The following is a 26878-nucleotide window of genomic DNA, read 5'->3' as shown; positions in this document are numbered from 1 at the left end:
TTTTGTTTTCCTTTCCGGCCCCTGTGGCCGCCAAAATTCCACGCCCCGGCCCCCGGGGGTGCCCCCACAACCCCCGCTCCTACGAAGAGCAAAAAAAGCCCGGCGAATGCCGGGCTTTTTCGTTATTGCGCGGGCTGTGCCGGCGGTGGAGCGTCGAAACCGCCGTCTGCCGGAGCGGCGGGCGCCTGTGGCTGCTGCGGAGCCTCCGGCCCGGTGGGCGCCTCGTCTTCCATGCCGGGCGGCGGTGCGGAGGCGGGCTTGGCGTTGAGCGGGGTGACCTTGATCAGCATGCCCAGGCTCGGATGGTCGAGGTAGGTCAGCACGCTGTTCTTCAGGCTGGCTTCCTGGACCATGTGCTGGCTGGCGGCCAGCAGGCCGTCCGGGCCGAACTGGTTGATCCAGAAGTCGGTCTGGGTGTTCACGAAGCGCTGCTGGCTGAGGGTGACGGAGCCTTCCACCGGGAAGTGGCCGTCACGCTGGGCGCCTTCGCTCAGGGAAACCTTCACCGGATTGGCATCGATCTCCTGGCGCCAGGCCTTGTGCATCAGGACTTGGAAGCCTTCGTTCTGCTTGAGCTTGGCGACCTGCGCGTCCATGGCGGTGGGGCGCGAGCTGTCCGGGCCCGGCGGTTGTGCGCCCTTGGCCCAGTCGTCGGGGGCGGGGCGGCTGGCGAACACGGGGTCGCCGGACTGCTGGAAGAGAATCAGCTCCACCTGGTAAGGCTCGGCGAAGGCGGCCGGCGAGAGAAGCGCCAGCGACAGCAGCAAGGGTTGGAACAGGCGCATGCACAGTGTCCTTAGTGAGTCTGTGGCGTGAGGCGCTCGAGCAGCGCCTCCAGCGTGTTGAACCGTTCTTCCGGGCGCTCCATGGGCACCTGGAACTTGAAGAGGGTGGCCCCTTCGAATTTGTACCGATTGGGCTGGCTCTGGATCATCTTGATCAGCACCAGCGGGTCGACGCAGGTATCGGCGGCGAATTCTACCCGGCCTCCCTGCGGGCCGGCATCTACCTTCACGATCCCGAGCTTTTCCGCCTGCAGTTTCAGCAAAGTCAGACGGATCAGGTTCTTCGCCGGGTCCGGCAGCAGGCCGAAGCGGTCGATCATTTCCACCTGCAGCTCGCGCAGGCCATCCTCGTCGGCGGCGTTGGCGATGCGCTTGTAGAGGATCAGGCGGGCGTGGACGTCCGGCAGGTAATCCTCGGGGATCAACGCCGGTACGCGCAGGTTGATGTCCGGGCCGCCGCCCAGCGGTTGTTCCAGGTTCGGCTGCTCGCCCTTGCGGATGGCTTTTACCGCGCGTTCGAGCATCTCCATGTAGAGGGTGAAGCCCACCGCCTGGATCTGCCCGCTCTGGCCGTCGCCGAGCAGTTCGCCGGCGCCGCGGATTTCCAGGTCATGGGTGGCCAGCACGAAGCCGGCGCCCAGGTCCTGGGCGTTGGCGATGGCTTCCAGGCGCTTCTCGGCGTCCGGGGTCATCTGCTTGCGCGGCGGGGTGAGCAGGTAGGCGTAGGCCTGGTGGTGGCTGCGGCCGACGCGTCCGCGCAGCTGGTGCAGCTGGGCCAGGCCGAACTTGTCGGCGCGCTCGATGAGGATGGTGTTGGCGCTGGGCACGTCGATGCCGGTCTCGATGATGGTCGAGGCCACCAGCACGTTGAAGCGCTTGTGGTAGAAGTCGCTCATCACCCGTTCCAGTTCGCGCTCGTTCATCTGCCCGTGGCCTATGCCGATGCGCGCCTCGGGCACCAGCTCCGCCAGGTCGCGGGCGCACTTCTCGATGGTCTTCACCTCGTTGTGCAGGAAGTACACCTGGCCGCCGCGCAGCAGTTCGCGCAGCAGCGCTTCCTTGATCACCGACTTCTGTTCCTCCATGACGAAGGTGCGCACCGAGAGGCGGCGCGCCGGCGGCGTCGCGATGATCGACAGGTCGCGCATGCCGGCCACGGCCATGTTGAGCGTGCGCGGGATCGGCGTGGCGGTGAGGGTGAGGATGTCCACCTCGCTGCGCAGGGCCTTGAGCTGCTCCTTCTGGCGCACGCCGAAGCGGTGTTCTTCGTCGATGATGACCAGGCCGAGGTTCTTGAACTTGACGTCGTCCTGCAGCAGCTTGTGGGTGCCGATGACGATGTCGACCTTGCCCTCGGCCAGCTGCGCCACGGCGCCTTCGACTTCCTTGGCGGACTTGAAGCGGCTCATCACCTCCACGCTCACCGGCCAGTCGGCAAAGCGGTCGCGGAAGCTGTTGTAGTGCTGCTGGGCGAGGAGGGTGGTAGGCACCAGCACGGCAACCTGCTTGCCGCTGTGCACCGCGACGAAGGCCGCGCGCATGGCCACCTCGGTCTTGCCGAAGCCCACGTCGCCGCAGACCAGGCGGTCCATCGGCTTGTCGGCGAGCATGTCGGCCACCACGGCTTCGATGGCGGTCTGCTGGTCCGGGGTCTCCTCGAAGGGGAAGCCGGCGGAGAAGGTGGCGTAGTCCGCTTGCGGGTTCTTGAACGCGTAGCCCTTGCGCGCGGCGCGGCGGGCGTAGATGTCGAGCAATTCGGCGGCGACGTCGCGGACCTGCTCGGCGGCCTTGCGCTTGGCCTTCTGCCAGGTTTCCGAGCCCAGCTTGTGCAGCGGCGCCAGGGCGTCGTCGCTGCCGGTGTAGCGGGCGATCAGGTGCAGGTTGGCCACCGGCACGTAGAGCTTGGCTTCGTCGGCGTACTGCAGGGCGAGGAATTCTGCGTTCTGGCCGTCGATCTCCAGGGTGATAAGGCCCATGTAGCGGCCGACGCCGTGGTCGATGTGCACCACCGGCGCGCCTTCGCGTAGCTCGGTGAGGTTCTTGATGACGTTCTCGCCGCCGTCGCGGGTCTTCTCGCGGCGGCGGCGCTGCATGACGCGCTGGCCGAACAGCGGGCTCTCGGCCACCAGGGCGATGCCCGGCTGACCCTTGTCAGCGTCCAGCAGCAGGCCTTCGTCCATCGGCGCGATGGCGATTGCCAGGCGGTCCTTGTGCGCCAGGAAGCCCGGCCAGCCCTCGACCTCCACCGGGCGCAGCTTCAGCCGCGCCAGCAGTTCCAGCAGCACTTCGCGGCGGCCGGCGGATTCGGCGGTGAAGAGGATGCGCCCGTCAAACTGCTCGATGAACTGGCGCAGGCGCGCCAGCGGCTCGCTGGCCTTGGCCTCGATGGCCAGTTCCGGCAGCGCTTGCGCAGGGAAGCGCTCGCGGCCGACGCCGCTTTCGATCGGCTCCGGGCTGACCACCACGCGCGGCCAGTTCTTCAGGCGGGCAAAGCAGTCCTCTACCGGCAGGAAGACTTCGGCTGGCGGCAGCAGCGGGCGTTCGGGATCGTAGCGGCGGTCTTCGTAGCGATTGCGGACGTCGGTCCAGAACTGCTCGGCGGCGGTCTCGATGCCCGGCAGGGAAAACACCTGGGTGTCCTGCGGCAGGTAATCGAACAGCGTCGAAGTCTCGCCATCTTCGAAGAAAAGCGGGATGTAGTACTCGACGCCGGCAGGTGTCAGGCCGCTGGCCAGGTCCTGGTAGATCGGGCAGCGGCGGTAGTCGACGTCGAAACGCTCGCGGAAGCGGCCACGGAAGCCGGTCACCGCTTCCTTGCGCAGCGGGAATTCGCGGGCCGGCAGCAAGCGGATGCTGTCCACCTTGTCGATGGAGCGCTGGGTTTCCGGATCGAAGGTGCGCAGCGTCTCGATTTCGTCATCGAACAGATCGATGCGGTAGGGCAGCTCGCTGCCCATCGGGAACAGGTCGATCAGCGCGCCGCGCACGGCGAATTCGCCGTGTTCGTAGACGGTGTCCACGCAGCGGTAGCCGGCGGCCTCGAAGCGGCTGCGCATCTGCTCGACATCGAGCTTCTGGCCGACATCCAGCACCAGGCTGCTGCCGAGCAGGAACTTCGCCGGCGCCAGGCGGTGCAGGGCGGTGGTGATGGGCACCACCAGCACGCCGCGGCGCAGTTCGGGCAACTGGTAAAGGGCGGCGACACGCTGGGAAATGATGTCCTGGTGCGGCGAGAACACGTCGTAGGGCAGGGTTTCCCAGTCGGGCAGCTGCAGCACCGGCAGGTCCGGCGCGAAGAAGCGCAGCTCCTGCTCCAGGCGCTCGGCGCTCTGGCTGTCTGCAGTGAGCAACAGGGTGAAACGTTTAGCCGGCCCTGCGGCCTCGGCGATGGCCAGGCTCAGGGCGGCGCCGGGGAGGTTGCCCCAGGATTGCTTGCCGGCCGCGGTCGGCAAGCTGGGAATAGGTAATACGGACACGGGCAGTCGTGGCTCCGGTCGAGGAATTTGACCCATCGGATTGTAACTATCCCGATTGACGGATGTCAGTCATACGACCGCTGCGGATTGCCGGCGATTGTTCGCGCCGTCATAATGTAGCCCCTTTTTTCTTCTCCTACATGTGGAAGGTATTGCCCGTGACCCAGAAGCCCGACCAGTGTCTCGGTGAGTGGATCGATCGTGAAGCCCTCGCGGAAGCCATGATTCCGCTGATCGGTCAGCTGTACCGTAACAACAACGTGGTGACCTCGATCTACGGCCGTGGCCTGATCAACCGTTCGGTGATCGCGATCCTCAAAGCGCACCGCTTCGCCCGTCACCGCCTGGCCGAAGAAGGCGGGCTGTCGGTTCACGACACTTTCCCGATCCTCAAGGCGATGAGCGAGCTCAAGCTGGGCGCCGCCTCGGTAGACCTGGGCAAGATGGTCGCCAAGTTCAAGACCGAAGGTAACGGCCGCAGCATCGAGCAGTTCACCAAGGACGAGCTGGCCGATGTGGTCGGCAAGCAGAACGGCGGCGCCCGCGAAGGCACCGACGTCGTCCTGTACGGCTTCGGTCGTATCGGCCGCCTGCTGGCGCGCATCCTCATCGAGAAGACCGGTGGCGGCGACGGCCTGCGCCTGCGCGCCATCGTCGTGCGCAAGGGCGCCGACAACGACCTGGTGAAGCGTGCCAGCCTGCTGCGCCGCGACTCCGTGCATGGCCCGTTCGATGGCACCATCACCATCGACGAAGAAAACAACACCATCACCGCCAACGGCAACCTGATCCAGGTGATCTACTCCAACGACCCGGCGTCGATCGACTACACCCAGTACGGCATCAAGAAAGCCCTGCTGGTCGACAACACCGGCAAGTGGCGTGACGCCGAAGGCCTGGGCCAGCACCTGAAGTGCCCGGGCATCGACCGCGTGATCCTGACCGCTCCGGGCAAGGGCGCGCTGAAGAACGTCGTCCATGGCATCAACCATGGCGACATCACCGCTGACGACAAGATCGTTTCCGCCGCTTCCTGCACCACCAACGCCATCGTGCCGGTGCTCAAGGCGGTGAACGACCAGTACGGCATCGTCAACGGCCACGTCGAAACCGTTCACTCGTTCACCAACGACCAGAACCTGATCGACAACTTCCACAAGGGCAGCCGTCGTGGCCGCGCCGCGCCGCTGAACATGGTGATCACCGAGACTGGCGCCGCGACCGCTGCCGCCAAGGCCCTGCCGGTTCTGAAAGGCAAGCTGACCGGCAACGCCATTCGCGTTCCGACGCCGAACGTCTCCATGGCCATCCTCAACCTGAACCTGGAAAAGGCCACCACCCGCGAAGAGATCAACGAGTACCTGCGCCAGATGGCCATGCACTCGGACCTGCAGAAGCAGATCGACTTCGTCTCCTCCCAGGAAGTGGTTTCCACCGACTTCGTCGGCTCCCGCCATGCCGGCGTCGTCGATGCCGAAGCGACCATCGCCAACGACAACCGCGTCGTCCTCTATGTGTGGTACGACAACGAGTTCGGCTATAGCTGCCAGGTCGTCCGCGTGATGGAAGACATGGCTGGCGTGAACCCGCCGGCTTTCCCGCGCTGATCCAGGCGGTCTAGATAAACGGGAGCTCTCGGGCTCCCGTTTTTCGTTAGTGGCACCCCCATAAAACATCAATAAAATCTGCCAATCCCCGAACCTGGAAAGACTTCAAATGGATGGACAACATCTGCATGAAGGCGAGCTGAAGCGCGGTCTGAAGAACCGCCACATCCAGCTGATCGCCCTCGGCGGCGCCATCGGTACCGGCCTGTTCCTGGGCTCTGCCGGCGTCCTGCAATCCGCCGGCCCGTCGATGATCCTCGGCTACGCCATCGGCGGCTTCATCGCCTTCCTGATCATGCGCCAGCTCGGCGAGATGATCGTCGAGGAGCCCGTCGCCGGCTCCTTCAGCCACTTCGCGCACAAGTACTGGGGCGGTTTCGCCGGCTTCATGTCGGGCTGGAACTACTGGGTGCTGTACATCCTGGTGGGCATGTCGGAGCTGACTGCGGTCGGCAAGTACATCCAGTTCTGGTGGCCGGACTTCCCGACCTGGGCGACGGCGGCGGTGTTCTTCGTGCTGATCAACGCCATCAACCTGTTCGACGTGAAGGCCTTCGGCGAGACCGAGTTCTGGTTCGCGATCATCAAGGTCGTCGCGATCATCGGCATGATCCTGCTCGGCATCTGGCTGCTGGTCAGCGGCACCGGCGGCCCGCAGGCGTCGGTGAGCAACCTGTGGGCGCATGGCGGCTTCTTCCCCAATGGCTGGAAGGGCCTGGTGATGGTCCTGGCGATCATCATGTTCTCCTTCGGTGGCCTGGAGCTGGTCGGCATCACCGCCGCCGAAGCCTCCGAGCCGAAGAAGGTGATCCCCAAGGCGATCAACCAGGTCATCTACCGGATCCTGATCTTCTACATCGGCGCCCTGGCCGTGCTGCTCTCGCTGTACCCCTGGGATGCCCTGCTGCAGAGCATCAGCAGCGCCGGCGACCCCTATAGCGGCAGCCCGTTCGTGAAGGTCTTCTCGCTGCTGGGCAGCGAGTACGCGGCGAACATCCTGAACTTCGTCGTACTCACCGCCGCCCTGTCGGTCTACAACAGTTGCGTGTACTGCAACAGCCGCATGCTCTTCGGCCTCGCCGAGCAGGGCGATGCGCCGCGCGCCTTCGCCAAGGTCGATGACCGTGGCGTGCCGCTGCTGGCCATCGGCGTCTCGGCCTTCATCACCCTGGCCTGCGTGGTGGTCAACTACGTGATCCCGCACCAGGCGCTGGAGCTGCTGATGTCGCTGGTGGTCGCCGCGCTGGTGATCAACTGGGCGATGATCAGCCTGGCCCACATGAAGTTCCGCAAGGCCATGGTGGCCAAGGGCGTGCAGCCGTTCTTCCGCGCGCTCTGGTACCCCTACGGCAACTGGCTGTGCCTGGCCTTCGTGGTGTTCATCCTCGGCATCATGCTGCAGATCCCGGGCATCGACGTGTCGGTGTACGCGATCCCGGTATGGATCGTGCTGATGGGGGTGTGCTACCTGTTCAAGCGCAAGTCCCCGGCCAAGGCCAACGCCTGAACCGGTTGAGAAACGGGAGCCTCGGCTCCCGTTTTCTTTTGGTAATGCACCTTTGCCGGAGCGGCAACAGTGGCGCCGGGTGCTTGCGGTAGAATGCCGGCGCCGCGCGCCTGGCGGCTGATGGAGATGACCTTGTCCCGTGCAAGCCTGTTGATCGTGCTGGTTCTGGCCGCCCTGAGCGGTTGCGGGCCCTCCGTCGAGCGCTTCGGGGGCCCGACCATGGGCAGCAGCTACACGGTGCAGTTCGTGCCCACTGACAAGTCACCGGATGCAGCGAAGCTCAAGGCCGAGGTCGATGCGATCCTGGCGAGCCTCGACGAGCAGTTCTCCACCTACCGCGACGACTCCGTGGTGTCCCGCTTCAACGCCTTGCCAGCCGGTGCCTGTATGGCCGTGCCCACGGACATGCTGACGCTCTGGCATTACGGCGAGCAGCTTTCCCAGCAGAGCGGCGGCGCCTTCGACCTCACCGTCGAGCCGCTGATGAACCTCTGGGGCTTCGGTCCGCAGTCACGCGGCGAGCAGGTGCCGGAAGCGGCCGCGCTGGAGCGGGAACGCGCCCGCGTCGGCCATCAGCATCTGCGTCTGAACGGTGATCAACTGTGCAAGGACGTCGACGCGCAGCTGGACTTCGACAGCATCGTCGCCGGCTACGCGGTGGACCGGGTCAGTGCGCGTCTGGCCGAGCTGGGCCTGACCGACTACCTGGTGGAAATCACCGGCGAGCTCAAGGCCGTGGGCCGCAAGCCCGACGGCACGCCCTGGCGAATCGCCCTGGAAGTGCCCAGCAGTGAGCGCGAGCGTCAGGTGGAGCGCTCGGTGGCGCTGGACGGCATCGGCCTGTCCACCTCCGGCGACTACCGCAACTATTTCGAGGAGGGTGGGCTGCGCTATTCGCACACCTTCGACCCGCGCACCGGCGCGCCGGTGCGGCATGCGCTGGCGGCGGTCACCGTGGCGGAGGCCCAGGCCCTGCGCGCCGATGGCCTGTCGACCCTGCTGATGGTGCTGGGGCCGGAGGAGGGCTATACCTTTGCCGAGCGCAATGGGCTGGCGGCCTTCTTCATCATGCGCCAGGGCGAGGGCTTCGTGACCCGCGCGACGACGCGCTTCGAAGCGCTGTTTCCGTCGCCTGAATGAAAGCTTCGGCGGGCATGATGGCGCCCGCGACGGCGGCAAAGGCATGTAGTGGCGGCAAAATTCGCCTACCTGCCGACCAACCGCTAATGTGCAGCCTTTTGCCGCAGGGCTAAGCTGCGCCAATGATTTCGATCCGCCTCGGCGCATGTGGTGCCGGGGTTTTGCCGGGAGCGCCAAGCGAGCGCCCCGGCCTGTTCTGAAGGAGTACGCATGGCTGTCTACAACTACGACGTGGTGATTCTCGGCACGGGCCCGGCAGGCGAGGGGGCAGCGATGAACGCCTCCAAGTACGGGCGCAAGCTGGCGGTGGTGGACAGCCGTCGCGTGGTCGGCGGCAACTGCACGCACCTGGGCACCATCCCGTCCAAGGCACTGCGTCACTCGGTGAAGCAGATCATCGAGTTCAACACCAACCCGATGTTCCGCCAGATCGGCGAGCCGCGCTGGTTCTCCTTCCCGGACGTGCTGAAAAGCGCCGAGCGGGTGATCTCCAAGCAGGTTTCCTCGCGCACCGGCTACTACGCACGCAACCGTATCGACATGTTCAACGGCACCGCCAGCTTCGTCGACGAGCGCACCGTTGAAGTCGTGACCCCCAGCGGCGCCGTGGAGCGCCTGGTGGCAGACCAGTTCGTCATCGCCACCGGCTCGCGCCCGTATCGTCCGGCGGACATCAACTTCAACCACCCGCGCGTCTACGACAGCGACACCATCCTGTCGCTGAGCCACACTCCGCGCCGCCTGATCATCTACGGAGCCGGCGTGATCGGCTGCGAGTACGCCTCGATCTTCAGCGGCCTGGGCGTGCTGGTCGACCTGATCGACACCCGCGACCAGTTGCTGAGCTTCCTCGATGACGAAATCTCCGATGCGCTGAGCTACCACCTGCGCAACAACAACGTGCTGATCCGTCACAACGAGGAATACGAGCGCGTGGAAGGCCTGGACAACGGGGTGATCCTGCACCTGAAGTCGGGCAAGAAGATCAAGGCGGACGCCCTGCTGTGGTGCAACGGCCGCACCGGCAACACCGATCGCCTGGGCCTGGAGAACATCGGCATCAAGGTCAACAGCCGCGGCCAGATCGAGACCGATGAGAACTACCGCACCTCGGTATCGAACATCTATGCCGCGGGTGACGTGATCGGCTGGCCGAGCCTTGCCAGCGCCGCCTACGACCAGGGCCGTTCGGCTGCCGGCAACATCGTCGAGCACGATGGCTGGCGCTTCGTGAACGACGTGCCGACCGGTATCTACACCATTCCGGAGATCAGCTCGATCGGCAAGAACGAGCAGGAACTGACCGTGGCGAAGATTCCCTATGAGGTGGGCAAGGCCTTCTTCAAGGGCATGGCCCGCGCGCAGATCTCCAACGAGCCGGTGGGCATGCTGAAGATCCTGTTCCACCGCGACACCCTGGAAATCCTCGGTGTGCACTGTTTCGGCGACCAGGCCTCGGAGATCGTCCACATCGGCCAGGCGATCATGAACCAGCCCGGCGAGCTGAACACCCTGAAGTATTTCGTCAACACCACCTTCAACTACCCGACCATGGCCGAAGCCTACCGCGTAGCGGCGTTCGACGGCCTGAACCGGATTTTTTGAAGTACCCCGACCGGCGGCCTGAGCCGGTCGGGGAGAACCTGCTCAGCGATTCCCGATCGTGGCAGTGGCCAAACCGGGAAAGTCTGTGATCAGGCTATCCACGCCAAAATCGGCGAGCCGGCGCATCAGCGCGGGCTCGTTGACCGTCCACACCGACACGTGCAGCCCCTGCTTCTGCGCTTTCAGCAGGCGCTCCGGGGTGCACAGCATCCAGTTCAGCGCCAGCAGATCACAGCCGTAGTGCGCGGCGACCTTCAGCGGGTCGAGCCAGGCGTACTCGGCCACCAGCCCGCGAGACAGGTCCGGCGCCAGCTCCTCCAGTGCGCGCAGCACGGTGCGCGAGCTCGAGGTCACCGTGATGCGGTCGCGCAGGCCGAACCGGCCCACCAGTTGGTGAATCGCCTGCACCGTGCGGCTGGCGCGATCCTTCGACGCGCTTTTCACTTCCAGCTGCCAGTGTTCGAACTCGCAGCGCTCGAACAGCTCCGCCAGACGCGGGATGGGGCAGGGGCGCACCCAGCCGGGACCGCCGTCGCGGGCGTCCATGGTCACCAGATCCTCCGCCAGTTGCTCGGAGACCTTGCCCCGGCGGCCGGTGGTGCGCTTGAGCGTCGGGTCGTGGATCACCATCAGCTCGCCGTCGCGGGACAGGTGCAGGTCCAGTTCGCAGCGCTTCACGCCATGTTCCAGGCAGCGCAGGAAGCTGTTCAGGGTGTTTTCCGGTGCTTCGCCTTTGGCGCCGCGATGGCCATAGATCAGAGTCACTGGGGCTCCTTGGGAGTCGGTGAGAGGTCCTTGAGGTATTGCGAGCGGTGCTGGCGGACGGCATCGACCACCACCCCGCTTTCGAAATAGACACTGAATTCGCGGTAGTCCCAGCGCGAGATGGGCGGCTTGCCCACTGCCGGGTGCTCCTCGTCCGGGGGGCCGAAGCGCTCCAGCACGGCCTTCTGGCTCTCGCCTCGGGCCGGCAGCACGATATGCGGATCGCCCTGGGCGCCCACGGGTATCTCGATGGTATCCGCCAGCAGTGGCAGCGGGGTGACAAGGCTCAACAGGAGCAGCAGATGGCGCATGGATTTCCCTTGGGTCATTCTTCGCGGGCCTTGGCCTGCCGGCGTTCCAGTGCCTGGCGCTGAAGGATGTGGCGAGCGAGCAACTGGCGCGGGGCGTCGCCGAGCATCTCGAATTCGGTGCCGATCTCGTAGTCGCCCTCGGGCTGCTGCTGGCAATGGGTGACCTTGGCGCGCAGCAGCAGGCCCAGGCCGTGGGGCAGCAGAATGATCTTCAGCGCCAGATCCTGGCCGACCGGCAGCGGCTGGGCATCGCGGAAATCGATGCCGCCTTCGGACAGCGTGACCTTGCGCGCCGGACCGATCTCGCTGAGCAGGCTCTGGGTCAGGGCCTGGGCGATCAGGTCTATGCGCTTGTTCATCACCTTCAGGTAGCTGGCCAGCGGACGGTCGCGCTCATTGATATGACGCAGCAGATGCTGCGACTCGAAGTCGGTCAGGTGCAGGTCGCTGAGCAGGTTGAACAGCGCGGAATCATCCTGAAGCACTTCCTGCGACTGGATTTCGTCCTCGCGCAGCGGGCGAAATTCCAATGCGAGCGTGTCTTCAATACGATAGTATTCGCGGCGGTCATCCGCGTCTGGAGTGGACATGGCGAACCCACGGCGGCAGTGATGGTCTGAGTGTAAAGCCGCCTGCCGAGCCTCGCCACACGGAAGTCGCACGCCAGATGGAACTGACGCCCGACGCACTCTTCACCTTCTCATTCGGCCCCACATGTTCAGACCCCTTTCCGTCTACATCGGAACGCGCTACACACGCGCCAAACGCCGCAGCCACTTCGTTTCCTTCATCTCGCTCACCTCCATGATCGGCCTCGCGCTGGGCGTGGTGGTGATGATCGTGGTGCTCTCGGTGATGAACGGCTTCGACCACGAGATGCGCACCCGCGTGCTGGGCATGGTGCCCCACGCCACGGTCGAGTCCTACCAGCCCATCTCCGACTGGCAGGGCATCGCCGGGCAGATCAAGACCCAGCACCCCAACGTGCTGGAAGTCGCGCCCTTCATCCAGATGCAGGGCCTGCTCAGCGCCGGCGGCACGGTGCAGAAGGTGCTGATCAACGCCGTGGACCCGAACGAGGAGAGCAAGGTCTCGATCATCGACCAGTTCTTCCAGGAAGGTTCGCTCTCGAGCCTCAAGCCCGGCGAGTTCGGCATCCTGATCGGCGACAAGGCGGCGAAGAACCTCGGCGTGAAGCTGGGCGACAAGGTCACCTTCATCGCCCCGGAAGTCTCGGTCACCCCGGCCGGCATGTTCCCGCGGATGAAGCGCTTCACCGTGGTCGGCAACTTCCATGTCGGCGCCGGTGAGCTGGACGGCTACGTCGCCATGGTCCACATCGATGATGCCGCGCGCATGCGCCGCCTCAAGGAAGGTCAGGTCGAAGGCCTGCGCCTGAAGCTCGACGACCTGTTCCAGGCGCCGCGTACCGCCTGGGAAATCGCCCGCTCGCTGAAGGGCAACGATTACTTCGCCCGCGACTGGACCCGCAGCCACGGCAACCTGTACCAGGCGATCCGCATGGAGAAATCCATGATCGGCCTGTTGCTGCTGCTGATCGTCGCGGTCGCCGCGTTCAACATCATTTCCACCCTGGTCATGGTCGTCACCGACAAGAAGGCCGACATCGCCATCCTGCGCACCCTGGGCGCCACGCCGGGGCAGATCATGGCGACCTTCATGGTCCAGGGCACGGTGATCGGCGTCATCGGCACCTTCATCGGCGGCGTGCTGGGCGTGCTCGCGGCGCTCAATGTCAGCTCCGCCATCGCCCTGCTGGAGCGCCTGCTGGGACACAAGTTCCTCAACGCGGACGTCTACTTCATCGATTACCTGCCCTCGCAACTGATGAGCGAGGACGTGATCCTGGTATGCAGCGCCGCGCTGATCCTGAGTTTCTTCGCCACCCTGTATCCGGCCTGGCGTGCGGCCCGCACCCAGCCCGCGGAGGCCCTGCGTTATGAGTAAGCCGACCCCCAACGACCAGGCCGTCCTGAGCTGCCGCGACCTCGGCAAGCGCTACGAGGAAGGTCCGCAGTCGGTCGAGGTGCTTTCTGGCGTGCAGCTGGAGCTGCTGCCCGGCGAGCGCGTCGCCATCGTCGGCAGCTCCGGCTCGGGCAAGAGCACCCTGCTGAACATGCTCGGCGGCCTCGACACGCCCAGTACCGGCAGCGTCTGGCTGGCCGGCGAGCAGCTGTCGGCGCTCAACGAGAAGCAGCGCGGCCTGCTGCGCAACCGCGCGCTGGGCTTCGTCTACCAGTTCCACCACCTGCTGCCCGAGTTCACCGCCCTGGAGAACGTCTGCATGCCGCTGCTGATCGGCAAGACGCCGATCCCCGAGGCGCGCCAGCGTGCCACTGCGCTGCTGGAGCGCGTGGGCCTGGGCCATCGCCTGAGCCACAAGCCGTCGGAGCTGTCCGGTGGCGAGCGCCAGCGCGTGGCCATCGCCCGCGCTTTGGTGAATAACCCGCAGTTGGTGCTGCTCGACGAGCCTACCGGCAACCTCGACCAGCACACCGCCCACGGCATCCAGGAGCTGATGCTGGAGCTGTCGCAGTCCCTGCGCACCGCTTTCCTGGTAGTGACCCACGACACCCACCTCGCCCAGCAGATGGACCGCGTGCTGCGCCTGGAGGAGGGCCGGCTGGTCGCCGCCTGAGGGATAACGGAATGTTCAGACCCCTGTCCGTCTTCATCGGCACCCGCTATACCCGGGCCAAGCGCCGCAACCACTACATCTCGTTCATCTCCCTGACCTCGATGATCGGCCTCGCCCTGGGCGTGCTGGCCATGATCGTGGTGCTCTCGGTGATGAACGGCTTCCAGAAGGAAATGCGCTCGCGCATCCTCGGCATGGTCCCGCACGCCGTGCTGCAGCAGGCCAGCGGCCCGCTGGACGACTGGCAGCGCGTCGCCCAGGTGGCGAAGCAGAACCCGAAGATCGTTGGCGCGGTGCCCTATACCGAGGTGGACGGCATGCTCTCCTACAAGGGCATGATGCAACCCATCGAGGTCGATGGCGTCGATCCGGCGCTGGAAACCCAGGTGTCGATCATCGGCCAGCACATGGTCCGCGGCAGCCTCGACGACCTCAAGGCCACCGAGTTCGGCGTGGTCATCGGCGAGATCACGGCGCGCCGTTTTCACGTCAACGTCGGCGACAGCCTGCTGCTGATCGTTCCGGAGCCGAGCACCGCGCCCGGCGGCATCACCCCGCGCATGCAGCGCCTGAACGTGGTCGGCATCTTCAAGGTCGGCGCCGAGCTGGACAGCACCCTGGCGCTGATCCATGTGGACGACGCTGCAAGCCTGATGCGCTGGCAGCCCGGCCAGGTGCAGAGCGTGCGCATCGCTCTGAAGGACCTGTTCCAGGCGCCTGAAGTCGGCGCAGCCATCGCCAAACAGCTTGGCGGCGGCTACCGCTCGGTGGACTGGACCCACACCCAGGGCAGCCTGTTCAGCGCGATGAAGATGGAAAAGACCATGATCGGCCTGCTGCTGTTGCTGATCGTCGCGGTCGCCGCCTTCAACATCATCGCCACGCTGATCATGGTCGTAGCCGACAAGCGCGCCGACATCGCCATCCTGCGTACCCTGGGCGCCACGCCGAAGCAGATCATGGCCATCTTCATGGTGCAGGGCACGGTGATCGGCCTGATCGGCACGGTCATCGGTTGCGTGCTGGGCGTGCTGGCGGCTTACAACGTCACAGCCATCGTCTCGACCCTGGAACGCGTCGCTGGCACCCACGTGTTCAACTCGGACATCTACTTCATCAACTACCTGCCGTCCGACCCGCAGATCAGCGACATCGTGCTGATCTGCGTCGCGGCGCTGTCGATGAGCTTCCTCGCCACGCTTTACCCGGCCTGGCGCGCGGCTTCGACCCAGCCGGCGGAATCGCTGCGTTACGAGTGATCCACCGGCCGATGACAAAGCCGCCCTTCGGGGCGGCTTTTTCGTTTCAGGCATAACCCTGTAGGACCGAGGGGGACGCCTAGTCCTTGCTCGCGAACAATCTCACTGGCAGCTCTGGAGTTGGGCGGTTCGCGAGCAAGCTCGCTCCTACGAAAAGCCGTGATTGCCGAGGCGGCGGTTGCGCCTATAGCCCTTGCTGCAGGTTGCGCAGCGCCCGGCGCCGCCGCCAGCTGCGGCCGATCCACCAGCGCCAGTAACCCTCGGTGAGCAGGTAACCGAGGATGCCCACCAAGATCCCGCAGATCACCGAGCCCAGCAGGAAGGGCTGCCAGAGCATCGCCAACTCGCCGCTGATCCATTCCCAGGTCAGGTGGTCGGGCAGCACGCGCGCCGGGATGCCCATGACCCAGGCGCCCATCTTGTAGGTGCAGTAGAACACCGGCGGCATGGTGATCGGGTTGGTCAGCCAGACCAGTCCCACCGAGATCGGCAGGTTCGCCCGCACCCACACCGCCAGCGAAGCGGCCAGCAGCATCTGCAGCGGGATCGGGATGAACGCGGCGAACAGCCCCATGCCCATGGCGCGGGACACGGAGCGGCGATTCAGGTGCCAGAGGTTGGGCGACTGGATCAGCGGTCCGAGAAAGCGCAGGCCCTTGTGGTTCCTGATGCTCTCCGGATCCGGCATGTAGCGCTTGAAGATTCGGCGCGGCATGAAGGAAATCTCTGGCAGACGGACGACGCCACATTATGCCTAGCTGGGTGACAGTCATTGGTTGCCAACTATGTCCGTGTGTAACCGCTGCAGGCCAATCGGACCGGCGGTTGCGCCAAGTCGCCGGGGGAGGTCGGGATGCCTCGTACAGGGATGTTCGCATTGGCCCTGGGATTGCTGGCGCTGCGCTGGATGCCGGCACTGCCGTCCGGCTGGGTGCTGCTGATTCTGGCGCTGGCCGCACTCCCGCTATTGTTCACCCGCGCTTACTTCATCGGCCTGTGCCTGCTCGGCTTCGCCTGGGCCTGCCAGTCGGCGCAGTGGGCGCTGGATGATCGCCTGGCGCCGGAGCTGGACGGCCGCACGCTGTGGCTGGAGGGCAGGGTAGAGGGCCTGCCGGATCGTTCCGGGCCATCGGTGCGCTTTCTTCTGGCCGATGTCTCCAGCCCGCGCGCGAAGGTCCCCGCCACGCTGCGCCTGTCCTGGTTCGGCGGACCGCCGGTGGAGGGCGGCGAGCGCTGGCGGCTGGCGGTGAAACTCAAGCGCCCCCATGGCATGGCCAATGGCGCAGGGTTCGATTACGAAGCCTGGCTCATGGCCCAGCGTATCGGTGCCACCGGCAGCGTGAAGGACGGACAGCGTTTGGAGGTCTCGAGCGGCCCCAGCGCCTGGCGTGAGGCCTGGCGGCAACGCTTGCTGGCGGTGGACGCCCACGGCCGCTCCGGCGCGCTGGCAGCGCTGGTGCTGGGTGATGCCTCCGGGCTGACCACGGCGGACTGGCAGGTGCTGCAGGACACCGGGACCCTACACCTGATGGTGATTTCCGGCTCGCACATCTCGCTGCTCGCGGGCGTGCTCTATGCACTGGTTGCCGGATTGGCGCGCTTCGGTTGCTGGCCGGTGCGCCTGCCCTGGCTGCCTTGCGCCTGCCTGCTGGCGGCATGTGGTGCCTGGGGTTACAGCCTGATGGCGGGATTCGACGTACCGCTGCAGCGCGCCTGCGTCATGGTCACCATTGTCCTGTTGTGGCGCCTGCGCTATCGCCATCGAGGGCTGTGGACGCCCTTGCTCGGTGCCTTGCTGGCGGTGCTGCTGGTCGAGCCGCTGGTGGTGCTGTTGCCGGGCTTCTGGCTGTCCTACGCGGCGGTGGCTTTGCTGATCTTCGGCTTCTCCGGGCGCCTGGGACGCTGGACCGCCTGGCGCACCTGGCTGCGCGCGCAATGGCTGATGGCGGTTGGTTTGCTGCCAGCGTCCATCGCCCTCGGTCTGCCGCTGAGCGTTTCCGGCGTGGTCGCCAACCTGATCGCCGTGCCCTGGGTGGAGCTGATCGTCGTGCCGTTGGCGCTGCTGGGGAGCCTGGCGCTTGGTGTTCCCTGGTTGGGCGAGGCCCTGCTCTGGGTCTCGGGCGGCCTGCTGGAATTGCTGTTCCGCCTGCTGGGCTGGATGGCCGGGCTGGCGCCCGCCTGGCAGCCAGTCGCCGCGCCGACCTGGGCGCTGGCGCTGGCGATGCTGGGGGCGCTGCTCCTGCTGGCACCGGCCGGTGTGCCTTTGCGGGCCCTGGGGCTGATGATGTTCCTGCCGGTGTTCTGGCCGTCAGTCCCGCTGCCCGCCACAGGCACGGCAGAGATCCGCGTTCTGGACGTCGGGCAGGGCCTGTCGGTGCTGATCCGAACGCGCAGCCAGGTGTGGCTTTACGACACGGGGGCGCGCAATGGCGATTTCGACATCGGCGAACGGGTCGTCGTGCCGACGTTGCGCAGCCTGGGCATCAGTCGCCTGGACATGCTGATGCTCAGCCATGCGGACAACGACCATGCCGGCGGCGCGGGAGCGGTGAAACGTTCGCTGCGGCCGGCACAAGTCATCAGCGGGGAGCCGGAAAGACTGGCACCCGAGTTACAGGCAAAGCCCTGTCGAATCCAGGAATGGGCCATCGACGGCGTGCGCCTTTCCAGTTGGGCATGGCCGGGCGCCAGGGAAAGCAACGACCGCTCCTGCGCGCTGGAAATCGAAGCCAATGGCGAGCGCATCCTGCTCACCGGCGATCTTCCGCAACCCGCCGAACTGGCCTGGCTGGCCGCACATCCGGACGAGCGCATCGACTGGCTGCTGGCCGGGCACCACGGCAGCCGCAGCTCCTCCGGGCCGGCCTTCCTGCGGGCGATCCGGCCTTCCGCGGCGATCTTCTCCCGCGGCGCCAACAACCCCTACGGTCATCCGCATCCGTCGGTCGTCGAGCGCTTCCGCGCGCTGGGTATCCGGATTCAGGATACGGCGGAGCAGGGCGCGCTGACCCTGACGCTCGGTGCCCATGGCGAGGTCCGGGGAGTGCGGGAAGGTGCACATTTCTGGCAGGAAAATTGACCCTCGGGCGGTCGGCTCGCCACGGCCCCTGTGCTAGAGTGGCGCCACTTTTTTTCAGGGGATTCACCACTGTGTGGGAACTGGTCAAAGCTGGCGGCTGGATGATGCTGCCGATCTTGCTGAGCTCCGTCGCTGCCATGGCGATCGTCGCCGAACGTCTCTGGACCCTGCGCTTGAGCCGCGTGGCGCCGCCGCAGCTGCTCGGTCAGGTGTGGAAGCAGATCAAGGACAAGAAGATGAACAGCCAGGCCCTGAAGGACCTGCGCGCGTCTTCCCCGCTGGGTGAAATCCTCGCCGCCGGCCTGGCCAACTCCAAGCATGGCCGCGAAATCATGAAGGAATGCATCGAGGAGGCCGCCTCCCGCGTCATCCACGAGCTGGAGCGCTACCTCAACGCCCTGGGCACCATCGCCGCCATGGCGCCGCTACTCGGCCTGCTGGGGACGGTGTTCGGCATGATCCAGATCTTCAGCGCCTTCATGGGCGACGGCATGGCCAACGCGCCGATGCTCGCCGGCGGTATCTCCAAGGCCCTGATCACCACCGCGGCCGGCCTGATCGTGGCGATCCCGGCGGTGTTCTTCCACCGCTACCTGCTGCGCCGCGTCGACGAGCTGGTCATCGCCATGGAGCAGGAAGCCATCAAGCTGGTGGAAGTGACCCAGGGCGATCGCGAAGTCGACTTCGTCGAGGAAGGCAAAGCGTGAAATTCCGCCGCAGAGCGGGCGGAGCGGCCCGCGAGGACGTCTTCATCAACCTGGCGTCGCTGATCGACGTGATCTTCGTGCTGCTGCTGTTCTTCGTGGTCGCCACCTCGTTCACCAAGCCCTCGCAGCTCAAGGTCGAACTGCCCGAGGCGGTCAGCGGCACGCCGCCGGAAGCCACCGAGATCAAGCAGCTGGAAATTTCCATCAGCCTCGAGGGCCACTACGCGCTCAACGGCCAGAGCCTGGCGCGCGATGACCTGGAAAACCTGATGAATGCCATGCAGCGTGAATCCGCCGGCGACAACAGCCTGCCGGTGGTGATCACCGCCGATGGCAAGGTGGACTACCAGTCCGTGGTCACCGCGATGGATGCCGCCGGCAAGCTGGGCTTCACCCACCTGCGCATCACCACCATCGAGTCCCGGGCGGACAAGAAGACCCCCTGATGGCGTTTTCCGACCGCCTGCTCGACGCCTGGTACAAGGGCCACCCGGCCCTTGTCCTGCTCAGGCCGCTCGAACTGCTCTACCGGCGCGTCGCCCAGGGCCGCCGGCAGGACTTCCTCTCCGGCGCCAAGCCGGCCTACCGCGCTCCCGTACCGATCATCGTGGTCGGCAACATCACGGTGGGCGGTACCGGCAAGACGCCGATGATCCTCTGGCTGATCGAACACTGCCGCGCCCGTGGGCTGAAGGTCGGTGTGGTCAGTCGCGGCTACGGCGCCAAGCCGCCGCAGACGCCCTGGCGCGTGCGCGCCGAGCAGTCGGCGGCGCAGGCGGGCGACGAGCCGCTGATGATCGTGCGCCGCAGCGGCGTGCCGCTGATGATCGATCCGGACCGTTCGAGCGCCGTGCGTGCGCTGCTTGCCGAGGAGCCGCTGGACCTGATCCTCTGCGACGATGGTCTGCAACACTACCGCCTGGCCCGCGACCTTGAACTGGTGCTGATCGACGCTGCCCGTGGCCTGGGTAACCGCCGCTGTCTGCCCGCCGGGCCGCTGCGCGAACCCGCCGAGCGGCTGGCCGAAGTCGACGCCGTGCTGCACAACGGCGCACCCAGCGATCCGCCGGATGCCTTCTCCTTCGTCCTGCGACCTTCTGCCCTGGTTAACCTGGCCAGCGGCGAACGCCGTGGCGTCGAGCATTTCCCCGCCGGTCAGTCGCTGCATGCACTGGCCGGGATCGGCAACCCGCAGCGTTTCTTCGCAACGCTCGAGGCGCTAAACTGGCGGCCGATTCCGCATCCCTTCCCCGACCACGCGGCCTATACCGCCGAGCAGCTGCGCTTCACGCCGGAACTGCCGCTGGTCATGACCGAGAAGGACGCGGTGAAATGCCGGTCCTTCGCCGCGCCCGACTGGTGGTACCTCGCCGTCGAAGCGCAGCCCTCTCCGGCCTTCGTCGCCTGGTTCGACGCCCAGCTCGAGCGCCTGCTCGCCCGCTGATTGGCCGTCGTCCCGTTCACTACTCCCAGCTCAAGGAACGCACCATGGACCCGAAACTCCTCGATATCCTCGCCTGTCCGCTGTGCAAGGGCCCGCTCAAGCTCACCGACGACAAATCCGAGCTGATCTGCAAGGCCGACGGCCTGGCCTACCCGGTGCGCGACGGCATCCCGGTGATGCTCGAAGGCGAGGCGCGTACCCTGAACGTCGACGAGCGTCTGGACAAGTAACGCCATGACCCAGGCCTATACCGTCGTCATTCCCGCCCGCTACGCCTCCACCCGCCTGCCCGGCAAGCCGCTGCAGGACATCGCTGGCAAGCCGATGATCCAGCACGTCTGGGCTCAGGCTGGCAAAAGCTCGGCAACCCAGGTGGTCGTCGCCACTGATGACCAACGCATCTTCGATGCCTGCCAGGGCTTCGGCGCCCAGGTGGTGCTGACCCGCGCCGACCACAACTCCGGCACCGACCGCCTGGCGGAAGTGGCAGATGCGCTGGGCCTGGCCGACGACGCCATCGTGGTCAACGTGCAGGGCGACGAGCCGCTGGTGCCGCCGTCGATCATTGATCAGGTCGCTGCCAACCTCGCGGCGCACCCGGAAGCGGGCATCGCCACCCTCTGCGAGGAAATCCACGACCCGGCCGCGCTGTTCAATCCGAACATCGTCAAGGTGGTCAGCGACAAGAATGGCCTGGCCCTGACCTTCAGCCGCGCCACGCTGCCCTGGGCGCGCGATGCCTTCGCGGTGGACCGCGAAAGCCTGCCGGCCAACGTGCCGTACCGCCGCCACATCGGCATCTACGCCTACCGTGCGCGCTTCCTGCGCGATTTCGTGGCCTGGGGGCCGTGCTGGCTGGAAGACACCGAGTGCTTGGAGCAGCTGCGCGCGCTCTGGCACGGCGTACGCATCCACGTGGCCGACGCGTTGGAAGCTCCGCAAGCCGGCGTCGATACCCCGGAAGACCTGGAGCGCGTGCGGCGCATCCTGGGGGCCTGATGAAGGTCCTGTTCGTCTGCCTGGGCAACATCTGCCGCTCGCCCACCGCCGAAGGCGTGTTCCGCGACAAGGTCCGCGTAGCGGGTCTTGAAGATCGCATCGAGATCGACTCGGCGGGCACCGGCGACTGGCATGTCGGCAAGGCGCCGGATGCGCGCACCCGCGCCGCCGCGCTGCGCCGCGGTTACGACCTGTCGAGCCTGCGTGCACGTCAGGTGAGCGCCACCGACTTCTCCCGCTATGACCTCGTCCTGGCCATGGACAACGCCAATCTCCGGGATCTCAAGCATCTGCGCGGCAGCAGCGGCAAGGCCGAGCTGGACCTGTTCCTGCGCCGCTACGGGCTGGAGATCGATGAAGTTCCCGACCCGTACTATGGCGGTGAGGACGGTTTCGAGCAGGTGCTGGACCTGGTGGAAAGAGCCTGTGATGGCTTGCTGACGGAAGTGAAGGGGCGCCTGTGACGCTGCAACTGCAAGAACGCATTTCCCTCAAGCCGTACAACACCTTCGGTGTCGAAGTTGCGGCGCGCTGGTTCGCCCAGGCCCATGACGATGCCGAAGTGCGCGCCGGTTTAGCCGCCGCTGCCGAAAAAGGCCTGTCGCTGATGGTGATCGGCGGCGGCAGCAACCTCCTGCTGACCCGTGACGTCGAGGCGCTGGTGCTGCGCATGGCTTCCCGTGGCGTCCGCGTCGTCAGTGACGATGGTGAACGCGTGGTGGTCGAGGCGGAGGCCGGCGAGGTGTGGGACGACTTCGTGCGCTGGTCCCTGGAACAGGGCTTCGGCGGCCTGGAAAACCTCAGCCTGATCCCCGGCACTGTGGGTGCTGCGCCCATGCAGAACATCGGTGCTTACGGAGTGGAGATCAAGGATGTGTTCGCCGGTCTGACCGCGCTGGATCGCCAGAGCGGCGAGTTGCGTGAGTTCGGCCTGGAAGAGTGTGCCTTTGCCTACCGCGACAGCCGCTTCAAGCGTGAACCGGGCCGTTGGCTGATCCTGCGGGTGCGCTTCGCCTTGAGTCGCACGGCGAAGCTGCACCTGGACTACGGTCCGGTGCGCCAGCGTCTGGCGGAGGAGGGCGTGACTGCGCCGACGCCGGCCGATGTCTCGCGGGTGATCTGCGCGATCCGCCGCGAGAAGCTCCCGGACCCGGCCGTGCTGGGCAATGCCGGCAGCTTCTTCAAGAACCCGGTCGTCGCGACGGATCAGGCCGAAGCGCTGCGTCAGCGCTACAGCGATCTGGTGGCGTATCCGCAGGGCAATGGCCAGATGAAGCTGGCTGCCGGCTGGCTTATCGACAAGGCCGGCTGGAAGGGCTTCCGCGACGGCGCGGCTGGCGTACATGCGCAGCAGGCGTTGGTGCTGGTCAATTACGGCGGCGCCACAGGGGCGCAACTGCATGCACTGGCTGAGCGCATCCGTGACGACATTCAGCAGCGCTTCGGCGTGGAGCTGGAGATGGAACCGAATCTCTACTGAGATGCTTCGGACATGAAGAAGGGGATGCCGATGGCATCCCCTTTTTTATGCCTGCCTCCCCGGCTGGGGGCTTTTGTAGGAGCGAGCTTGCTCGCGAACAGCCCCAAGCTGCGAAGCCAGCCAGGACGTAGGAGCGGACTCCGTCCGCGATAGCTCCGCCTCGCGCCGGTAGGTGATCGCGGACAAGGTCCACTCCTACGAAACCGGCCGCCGGCGAACGACGCGATAAAAAACCAGAGCCGGCTCTTTGTAGGAGCGAGCTTGCTCGCGAACAACCCAAGCTGCGAAGCCAGCCAGGACGTAGGAGCGGACTCCGTCCGCCATAGGTTCGCCTCGCGCCGGTAGGTGATCGCGGACCAGGTCCGCTCCTGCGAAACCGGCCACCGACGAACGACGCGATAAAAAACCAGAGCCGGCTCTTTGTAGGAGCGAGCTTGCTCGCGAACCGCCCCAAGCTGCAAAGCCCAGCCTTGGCGTAGAAGCTGCGAATCCCTGTAGAAAACGCGCAATAAAAAAGGGGATGCATCTGCATCCCCCCTTCAGCTCAGGAAGCTATCAGCTGTGGTGCTTTTCCACCACGGAGCCTTCTTCTTCCTCGGTCTTCTCGGCTTGCTCGCCTTCAGCCTGCTCGGCAGCCGGTTGCTCGGCTGCTTCGTTCACCACGTCGGCCACGACGGTCTCGGCAGTGTCATCGGCGGCCGGCTCGACCACGACTTCGGCTTCCACGGCAGCGGCTTCTTCAACCACGGCTTCGACCACCGGAGCCTGCTCGGCCTGCGGAGCAGCGGCTGCCGCAGCGGCGGCTTCGCGAGCGGCGCGCTCCTGGCGACGACGCTCGCGCGGATCGTTGGAGGCACGGCCGGTGGCATTGGCCGGAACGGCCGGGGCAGCTTCCTCGGCGGGAGCCGGAGCGGCAGCCGGAGCTTCCTCGGCGACCACCGGGGCTTCTGCCTTGGGCTCTTCGATCAGTTGGGCGACGGCCTCGATCACGGTTTCAGCAGCCGGGGTCGGCGCTTCTTCCGCAATCGCCGGTTCGGCGGCTACTTCAACGGTCTCGCTGGCGGCTTCTGCAGGCTCTGCAGGTCTGGCCAGGAACTCGATGGTCTGCTCCAGTGCGCTCTCGGTGCGTACGGCTTCAACCACGCCGGACTCCAGCGGCTGGACCTCGGTTTCGGCCTGAGCAGCGGGCTGCTCCTGCTCGGCGGCGGCTTCGGCAACGGCTACAGCGGTAGCGGCAGCAGCGACCAGGGCGGCGGGCGACGGAGTGTCGGAAGCAGCCTGTTCGGCAGTGCCTTCGGCAGTCACTTCGCCTTCGGCGCCTTCAACGCCATCCACACCGGCTTCACGCTGGCGCTCGCGGCGGTTGCTGCGGCGACGCTGGCCACGGGAGCGGCGGCGCGGACGCTCGTCGTCCGAACCTTCGTCGTCCTGCTGATCCAGCAGCTCTTCGTTCGGCAGCTCTTCGGCCTCCAGGGCAGCGGCATCGCGAGCCTGACGGTCTTCGCGCGGCTGGCGCTCTTCACGGGGCTGACGCTCGGCGCGTTCGCCACGCTCACCGCGGGGTTGACGCTCTTCGCGCGGCTGGCGTTCTTCACGCGGTTGACGCTCGGCGCGCTCACCACGCTCTTCGCGAGGCTGACGCTCCTCGCGCGGCTGGCGTTCGGCGCGATCTTCACGCGGCTGACGCTCTTCACGCGGTTGGCGTTCGGCGCGCTCTTCACGGGGCTGGCGTTCCTCGCGCGGTTGACGCTCGGCGCGCTCTTCACGCGGCTGACGTTCCTCGCGGGGCTGACGCTCGGCGCGCTCTTCGCGCGGTTGGCGTTCTTCACGCGGCTGGCGCTCTTCGCGGGCGGGGCGCTCGGCACGCTCGCCGCGCTCTTCACGGCGGCCACGCTCTTTGCGCTCGTCATCACGACGGCCGCCGTCGCGACCGTCGCGGCGACGGTTCTGCTGGCGACCGTTGCGACGCTCGCCCTGGCTTTCGCTACGCTCGGTGGCCGGCTTTTCGGCGGCAACCGGAGTCGGCTCCGGCTTGCTGCCGGCGAACAGGCTGACCAGCGACTTCACCAGGCCCTGGAACAGGCTCGGCTCGGGCATGGGCTTGGCGGCTTCGACGGCGACCGGTGCTTCAGCAGCAGTCTGCTGCGGGGCAGGGGTCTGCGGGGAAACGGTCTTCACCGCGGCTTCCTGGCGAACCAGGGTGCGGGTGGCGCTGACCGGCTGGACTTCCTCGTGCTCTTCCGGGGCCATCTCGTAGCTGGCATGGCCGGACAGCAGCTCGGGGTTGTCGTCGCGCAGGCGCTGAACTTCGAAGTGCGGAGTTTCCAGGTGGTCGTCCGGCAGGATGAAGATGCGCGCACGGGTGCGCAGCTCGATCTTGGTGATGGCGTTGCGCTTTTCATTGAGCAGGAAGGCAGCTACCTGGAACGGCACGCGCGCACGAACTTCGGCGGTGCGGTCCTTCAGGGCTTCTTCCTCGATCAGGCGCAGGATGGCCAGCGACAGGGATTCGACGTCACGGATGATGCCCTGGCCGTTGCAGCGCGGGCAGACGATGCCGCTGGTCTCGCCCAGGGACGGACGCAGGCGCTGACGGGACATTTCCAGCAGGCCGAAGCGCGAGATGCGGCCAACCTGTACGCGGGCGCGGTCGGCTTCCAGGGCTTCGCGGACGCGTTCTTCCACGGCGCGCTGGTTCTTCGCCGGGGTCATGTCGATGAAGTCGATGACGATTAGGCCGCCGATATCGCGCAGGCGCAGCTGGCGGGCGATTTCCTCGGCCGCTTCCAGGTTGGTCTGCAGCGCGGTTTCTTCGATGTCGCCGCCTTTGGTGGCGCGCGCCGAGTTGATGTCGATGGACACCAGGGCCTCGGTCGGGTCGATGACGATGGAGCCGCCGGACGGCAGTTTCACTTCGCGCTGGAAGGCGGTTTCGATCTGGCTCTCGATCTGGAAGCGGTTGAACAGCGGAACGCTGTCCTGGTACAGCTTCACCTTGCTCGCGTACTGCGGCATGACCTGCTGGATGAAGTTCAGGGCTTCTTCCTGGGCATCGATGCTGTCGATCAGCACTTCGCCGATGTCCTGGCGCAGATAGTCGCGGATGGCGCGGATGATGACGTTGCTTTCCTGGTAGATCAGGAACGGACCGCTGCGCTCGCCGGAGGCTTCCTTGATGGCGCCCCACAGCTGCAGCAGGTAGTCCAGGTCCCATTGCAGCTCTTCGGAGCTGCGGCCCAGGCCCGCGGTGCGGACGATCAGGCCCATGTCGCCGGGAACGGTCAGGCCGTTCAGGGCTTCACGCAGTTCGTTGCGCTCTTCGCCCTCGATGCGGCGGGAGATGCCGCCAGCGCGCGGGTTGTTGGGCATGAGCACCAGGTAGCGGCCGGCGAGGCTGATGAAGGTGGTCAGGGCGGCGCCCTTGTTGCCACGTTCTTCTTTTTCGACCTGGACGATGACTTCCTGGCCTTCGCTCAGGACGTCCTTGATGTTGATGCGGCCTTCAGGATTCTTCTTGAAGTACTCGCGGGAGATTTCCTTGAGGGGGAGGAAGCCGTGGCGCTCGGCGCCGAAGTCGACGAAGGCGGCTTCAAGGCTCGGCTCGATGCGGGTGATGCGGCCCTTGTAGATGTTGGCCTTCTTCTGTTCGCGCGCGCCGGACTCGATGTCCAGGTCGAACAGGCGTTGGCCGTCTACCAGCGCTACACGCAACTCTTCGGGTTGAGTTGCGTTGATCAGCATTCTTTTCATGTAGTACCAATGGTTTCCGGGGCCACCGGAAACGGCGATCGGCACACACGACTCTCATGGTCGGTGCTAAGGCACGTACTCAGGAACGGCGGACCATTCCAGTGTCCAGCGGCAGCAGGACAAATCTGCTGTGCCGCGACTACGTTTCCTGCTTGTCGAGTAAGAACAAGCACTCATCAGGAGGAGGAATTAGCTGTCAGATGCGGACGATAAGTGCGTCTACGTTCAAGGCATGCGTTCAAGGCATGAACGCAACGCAATCCGACAGTTGTGCATCTCCGCCCTGCACATTTCCCTTAAGAGCC

The 26878-nt window shown here is 65.9% G+C and carries 21 protein-coding genes and 1 pseudogene; 15 read left to right on the top strand and 7 right to left on the bottom strand.

Annotated features, from left to right (window positions below; all coding sequences use genetic code 11):
- Positions 1-122 precede the first annotated feature (122 nt).
- Both ACCC94_RS04345 and mfd read right to left on the bottom strand, forming a co-directional pair.
- Positions 123-785 (bottom strand): CsiV family protein, encoded by a 663-nt coding sequence (locus tag ACCC94_RS04345; protein ID WP_413348179.1) that lies wholly within the window; start codon positions 783-785, stop codon positions 123-125.
- Between the two features lie 11 nt (positions 786-796).
- Positions 797-4261: a transcription-repair coupling factor gene (gene mfd / locus ACCC94_RS04340; RefSeq protein WP_413348178.1), complete on the bottom strand. Its 3465-nt coding sequence runs from the start codon at positions 4259-4261 to the stop codon at positions 797-799.
- Between the two features lie 140 nt (positions 4262-4401).
- Between mfd and ACCC94_RS04335 the strand changes: the two genes are divergently transcribed.
- The 4 genes and pseudogenes from ACCC94_RS04335 to sthA all read left to right on the top strand — a co-directional run bounded on the left by ACCC94_RS04335 (position 4402) and on the right by sthA (position 10120).
- Positions 4402-5868, top strand: a complete 1467-nt coding sequence (locus ACCC94_RS04335) for a glyceraldehyde-3-phosphate dehydrogenase (protein ID WP_413348183.1) — start codon at positions 4402-4404, stop codon at positions 5866-5868.
- Positions 5869-5977: 109 nt separating this feature from the next.
- Positions 5978-7345 (top strand): annotated as a pseudogene (locus ACCC94_RS04330) (amino acid permease); the annotation flags it as partial.
- Between the two features lie 156 nt (positions 7346-7501).
- Positions 7502-8515, top strand: a complete 1014-nt coding sequence (locus ACCC94_RS04325; protein ID WP_413348177.1) for an FAD:protein FMN transferase — start codon at positions 7502-7504, stop codon at positions 8513-8515.
- A 210-nt stretch (positions 8516-8725) separates the two neighbouring features.
- Complete coding sequence (sthA, locus tag ACCC94_RS04320; protein WP_413348176.1) at positions 8726-10120, top strand: Si-specific NAD(P)(+) transhydrogenase; 1395 nt, start codon at positions 8726-8728, stop codon at positions 10118-10120.
- A gap of 42 nt (positions 10121-10162) precedes the next feature.
- Here sthA and ACCC94_RS04315 read toward each other — a convergent pair whose 3' ends face one another.
- The 3 genes from ACCC94_RS04315 to ACCC94_RS04305 are packed head-to-tail and all read right to left on the bottom strand — an operon-like array spanning position 10163 to position 11786.
- The gene (locus ACCC94_RS04315; RefSeq protein WP_413348175.1) at positions 10163-10885 is read right to left on the bottom strand and encodes a glycerophosphodiester phosphodiesterase; all 723 of its coding nucleotides are present in this window, start codon (positions 10883-10885) and stop codon (positions 10163-10165) included.
- The gene (locus ACCC94_RS04310) at positions 10882-11196 is read right to left on the bottom strand and encodes a phosphodiesterase (protein ID WP_413348174.1); all 315 of its coding nucleotides are present in this window, start codon (positions 11194-11196) and stop codon (positions 10882-10884) included. Before ACCC94_RS04310 ends, ACCC94_RS04315 begins: the two co-directional genes overlap by 4 nt.
- 14 nt (positions 11197-11210) lie before the next feature.
- Positions 11211-11786 carry a PilZ domain-containing protein gene (locus ACCC94_RS04305; protein WP_413348173.1) on the bottom strand — a complete coding sequence of 192 codons (576 nt, stop codon included), beginning with the start codon at positions 11784-11786 and terminating at the stop codon, positions 11211-11213.
- Between the two features lie 124 nt (positions 11787-11910).
- Between ACCC94_RS04305 and ACCC94_RS04300 the strand changes: the two genes are divergently transcribed.
- From ACCC94_RS04300 to ACCC94_RS04290, 3 genes are read left to right on the top strand one after another with little or no spacing between them, the layout of a single operon-like run.
- Positions 11911-13164 carry a lipoprotein-releasing ABC transporter permease subunit gene (locus ACCC94_RS04300; RefSeq protein ID WP_413348172.1) on the top strand — a complete coding sequence of 418 codons (1254 nt, stop codon included), beginning with the start codon at positions 11911-11913 and terminating at the stop codon, positions 13162-13164.
- Positions 13157-13855, top strand: a complete 699-nt coding sequence (gene lolD, locus ACCC94_RS04295) for a lipoprotein-releasing ABC transporter ATP-binding protein LolD (RefSeq protein ID WP_413348171.1) — start codon at positions 13157-13159, stop codon at positions 13853-13855. Before ACCC94_RS04300 ends, lolD begins: the two co-directional genes overlap by 8 nt.
- A gap of 11 nt (positions 13856-13866) precedes the next feature.
- Positions 13867-15114, top strand: coding sequence for a lipoprotein-releasing ABC transporter permease subunit (locus ACCC94_RS04290; protein ID WP_413348170.1), 1248 nt, complete (start codon positions 13867-13869; stop codon positions 15112-15114).
- Between the two features lie 184 nt (positions 15115-15298).
- Here ACCC94_RS04290 and ACCC94_RS04285 read toward each other — a convergent pair whose 3' ends face one another.
- The gene (locus ACCC94_RS04285) at positions 15299-15829 is read right to left on the bottom strand and encodes a DUF2062 domain-containing protein (protein ID WP_413348169.1); all 531 of its coding nucleotides are present in this window, start codon (positions 15827-15829) and stop codon (positions 15299-15301) included.
- 153 nt (positions 15830-15982) lie between these two features.
- Here ACCC94_RS04285 and ACCC94_RS04280 point away from each other — a divergent pair, with 153 nt between their 5' ends.
- From ACCC94_RS04280 to murB, 8 genes are all read left to right on the top strand, one after another.
- On the top strand, positions 15983-18193 hold the full coding sequence (locus ACCC94_RS04280) for a DNA internalization-related competence protein ComEC/Rec2 (protein WP_413348182.1): 2211 nt from the start codon (positions 15983-15985) through the stop codon (positions 18191-18193).
- Positions 18194-18264: 71 nt separating this feature from the next.
- Entirely contained in the window at positions 18265-18900 is a 636-nt protein-coding gene (locus tag ACCC94_RS04275) for a MotA/TolQ/ExbB proton channel family protein (protein WP_017519262.1), read from the top strand.
- Complete coding sequence (locus ACCC94_RS04270) at positions 18897-19346, top strand: ExbD/TolR family protein (RefSeq protein WP_045211644.1); 450 nt, start codon at positions 18897-18899, stop codon at positions 19344-19346. The genes ACCC94_RS04275 and ACCC94_RS04270 overlap by 4 nt, the downstream gene beginning before the upstream one ends.
- The gene (lpxK, locus tag ACCC94_RS04265) at positions 19346-20344 is read left to right on the top strand and encodes a tetraacyldisaccharide 4'-kinase (protein WP_413348168.1); all 999 of its coding nucleotides are present in this window, start codon (positions 19346-19348) and stop codon (positions 20342-20344) included. Before ACCC94_RS04270 ends, lpxK begins: the two co-directional genes overlap by 1 nt.
- A gap of 44 nt (positions 20345-20388) precedes the next feature.
- Positions 20389-20574, top strand: coding sequence for a Trm112 family protein (locus tag ACCC94_RS04260; RefSeq protein WP_009621404.1), 186 nt, complete (start codon positions 20389-20391; stop codon positions 20572-20574).
- A gap of 4 nt (positions 20575-20578) precedes the next feature.
- Positions 20579-21343: a 3-deoxy-manno-octulosonate cytidylyltransferase gene (gene kdsB / locus ACCC94_RS04255; RefSeq protein ID WP_413348167.1), complete on the top strand. Its 765-nt coding sequence runs from the start codon at positions 20579-20581 to the stop codon at positions 21341-21343.
- On the top strand, positions 21343-21807 hold the full coding sequence (locus ACCC94_RS04250) for a low molecular weight protein-tyrosine-phosphatase (RefSeq protein ID WP_413348166.1): 465 nt from the start codon (positions 21343-21345) through the stop codon (positions 21805-21807). The genes kdsB and ACCC94_RS04250 overlap by 1 nt, the downstream gene beginning before the upstream one ends.
- Positions 21804-22823 carry a UDP-N-acetylmuramate dehydrogenase gene (murB, locus tag ACCC94_RS04245; protein WP_413348165.1) on the top strand — a complete coding sequence of 340 codons (1020 nt, stop codon included), beginning with the start codon at positions 21804-21806 and terminating at the stop codon, positions 22821-22823. Before ACCC94_RS04250 ends, murB begins: the two co-directional genes overlap by 4 nt.
- 555 nt (positions 22824-23378) lie before the next feature.
- Here the strand turns inward: murB and rne are convergent.
- A complete protein-coding gene (gene rne / locus ACCC94_RS04240; protein WP_413348164.1) occupies positions 23379-26573 on the bottom strand; it encodes a ribonuclease E in 3195 nt (1064 codons plus the stop codon).
- Positions 26574-26878 lie beyond the last annotated feature (305 nt).

The sequence above is a fragment of the Pseudomonas sp. Pseusp97 genome (genome assembly GCF_047304025.1).
In the GTDB taxonomy this organism is placed as follows: domain Bacteria; phylum Pseudomonadota; class Gammaproteobacteria; order Pseudomonadales; family Pseudomonadaceae; genus Pseudomonas.
This window is presented reverse-complemented; position numbering and strand designations above follow the sequence as displayed.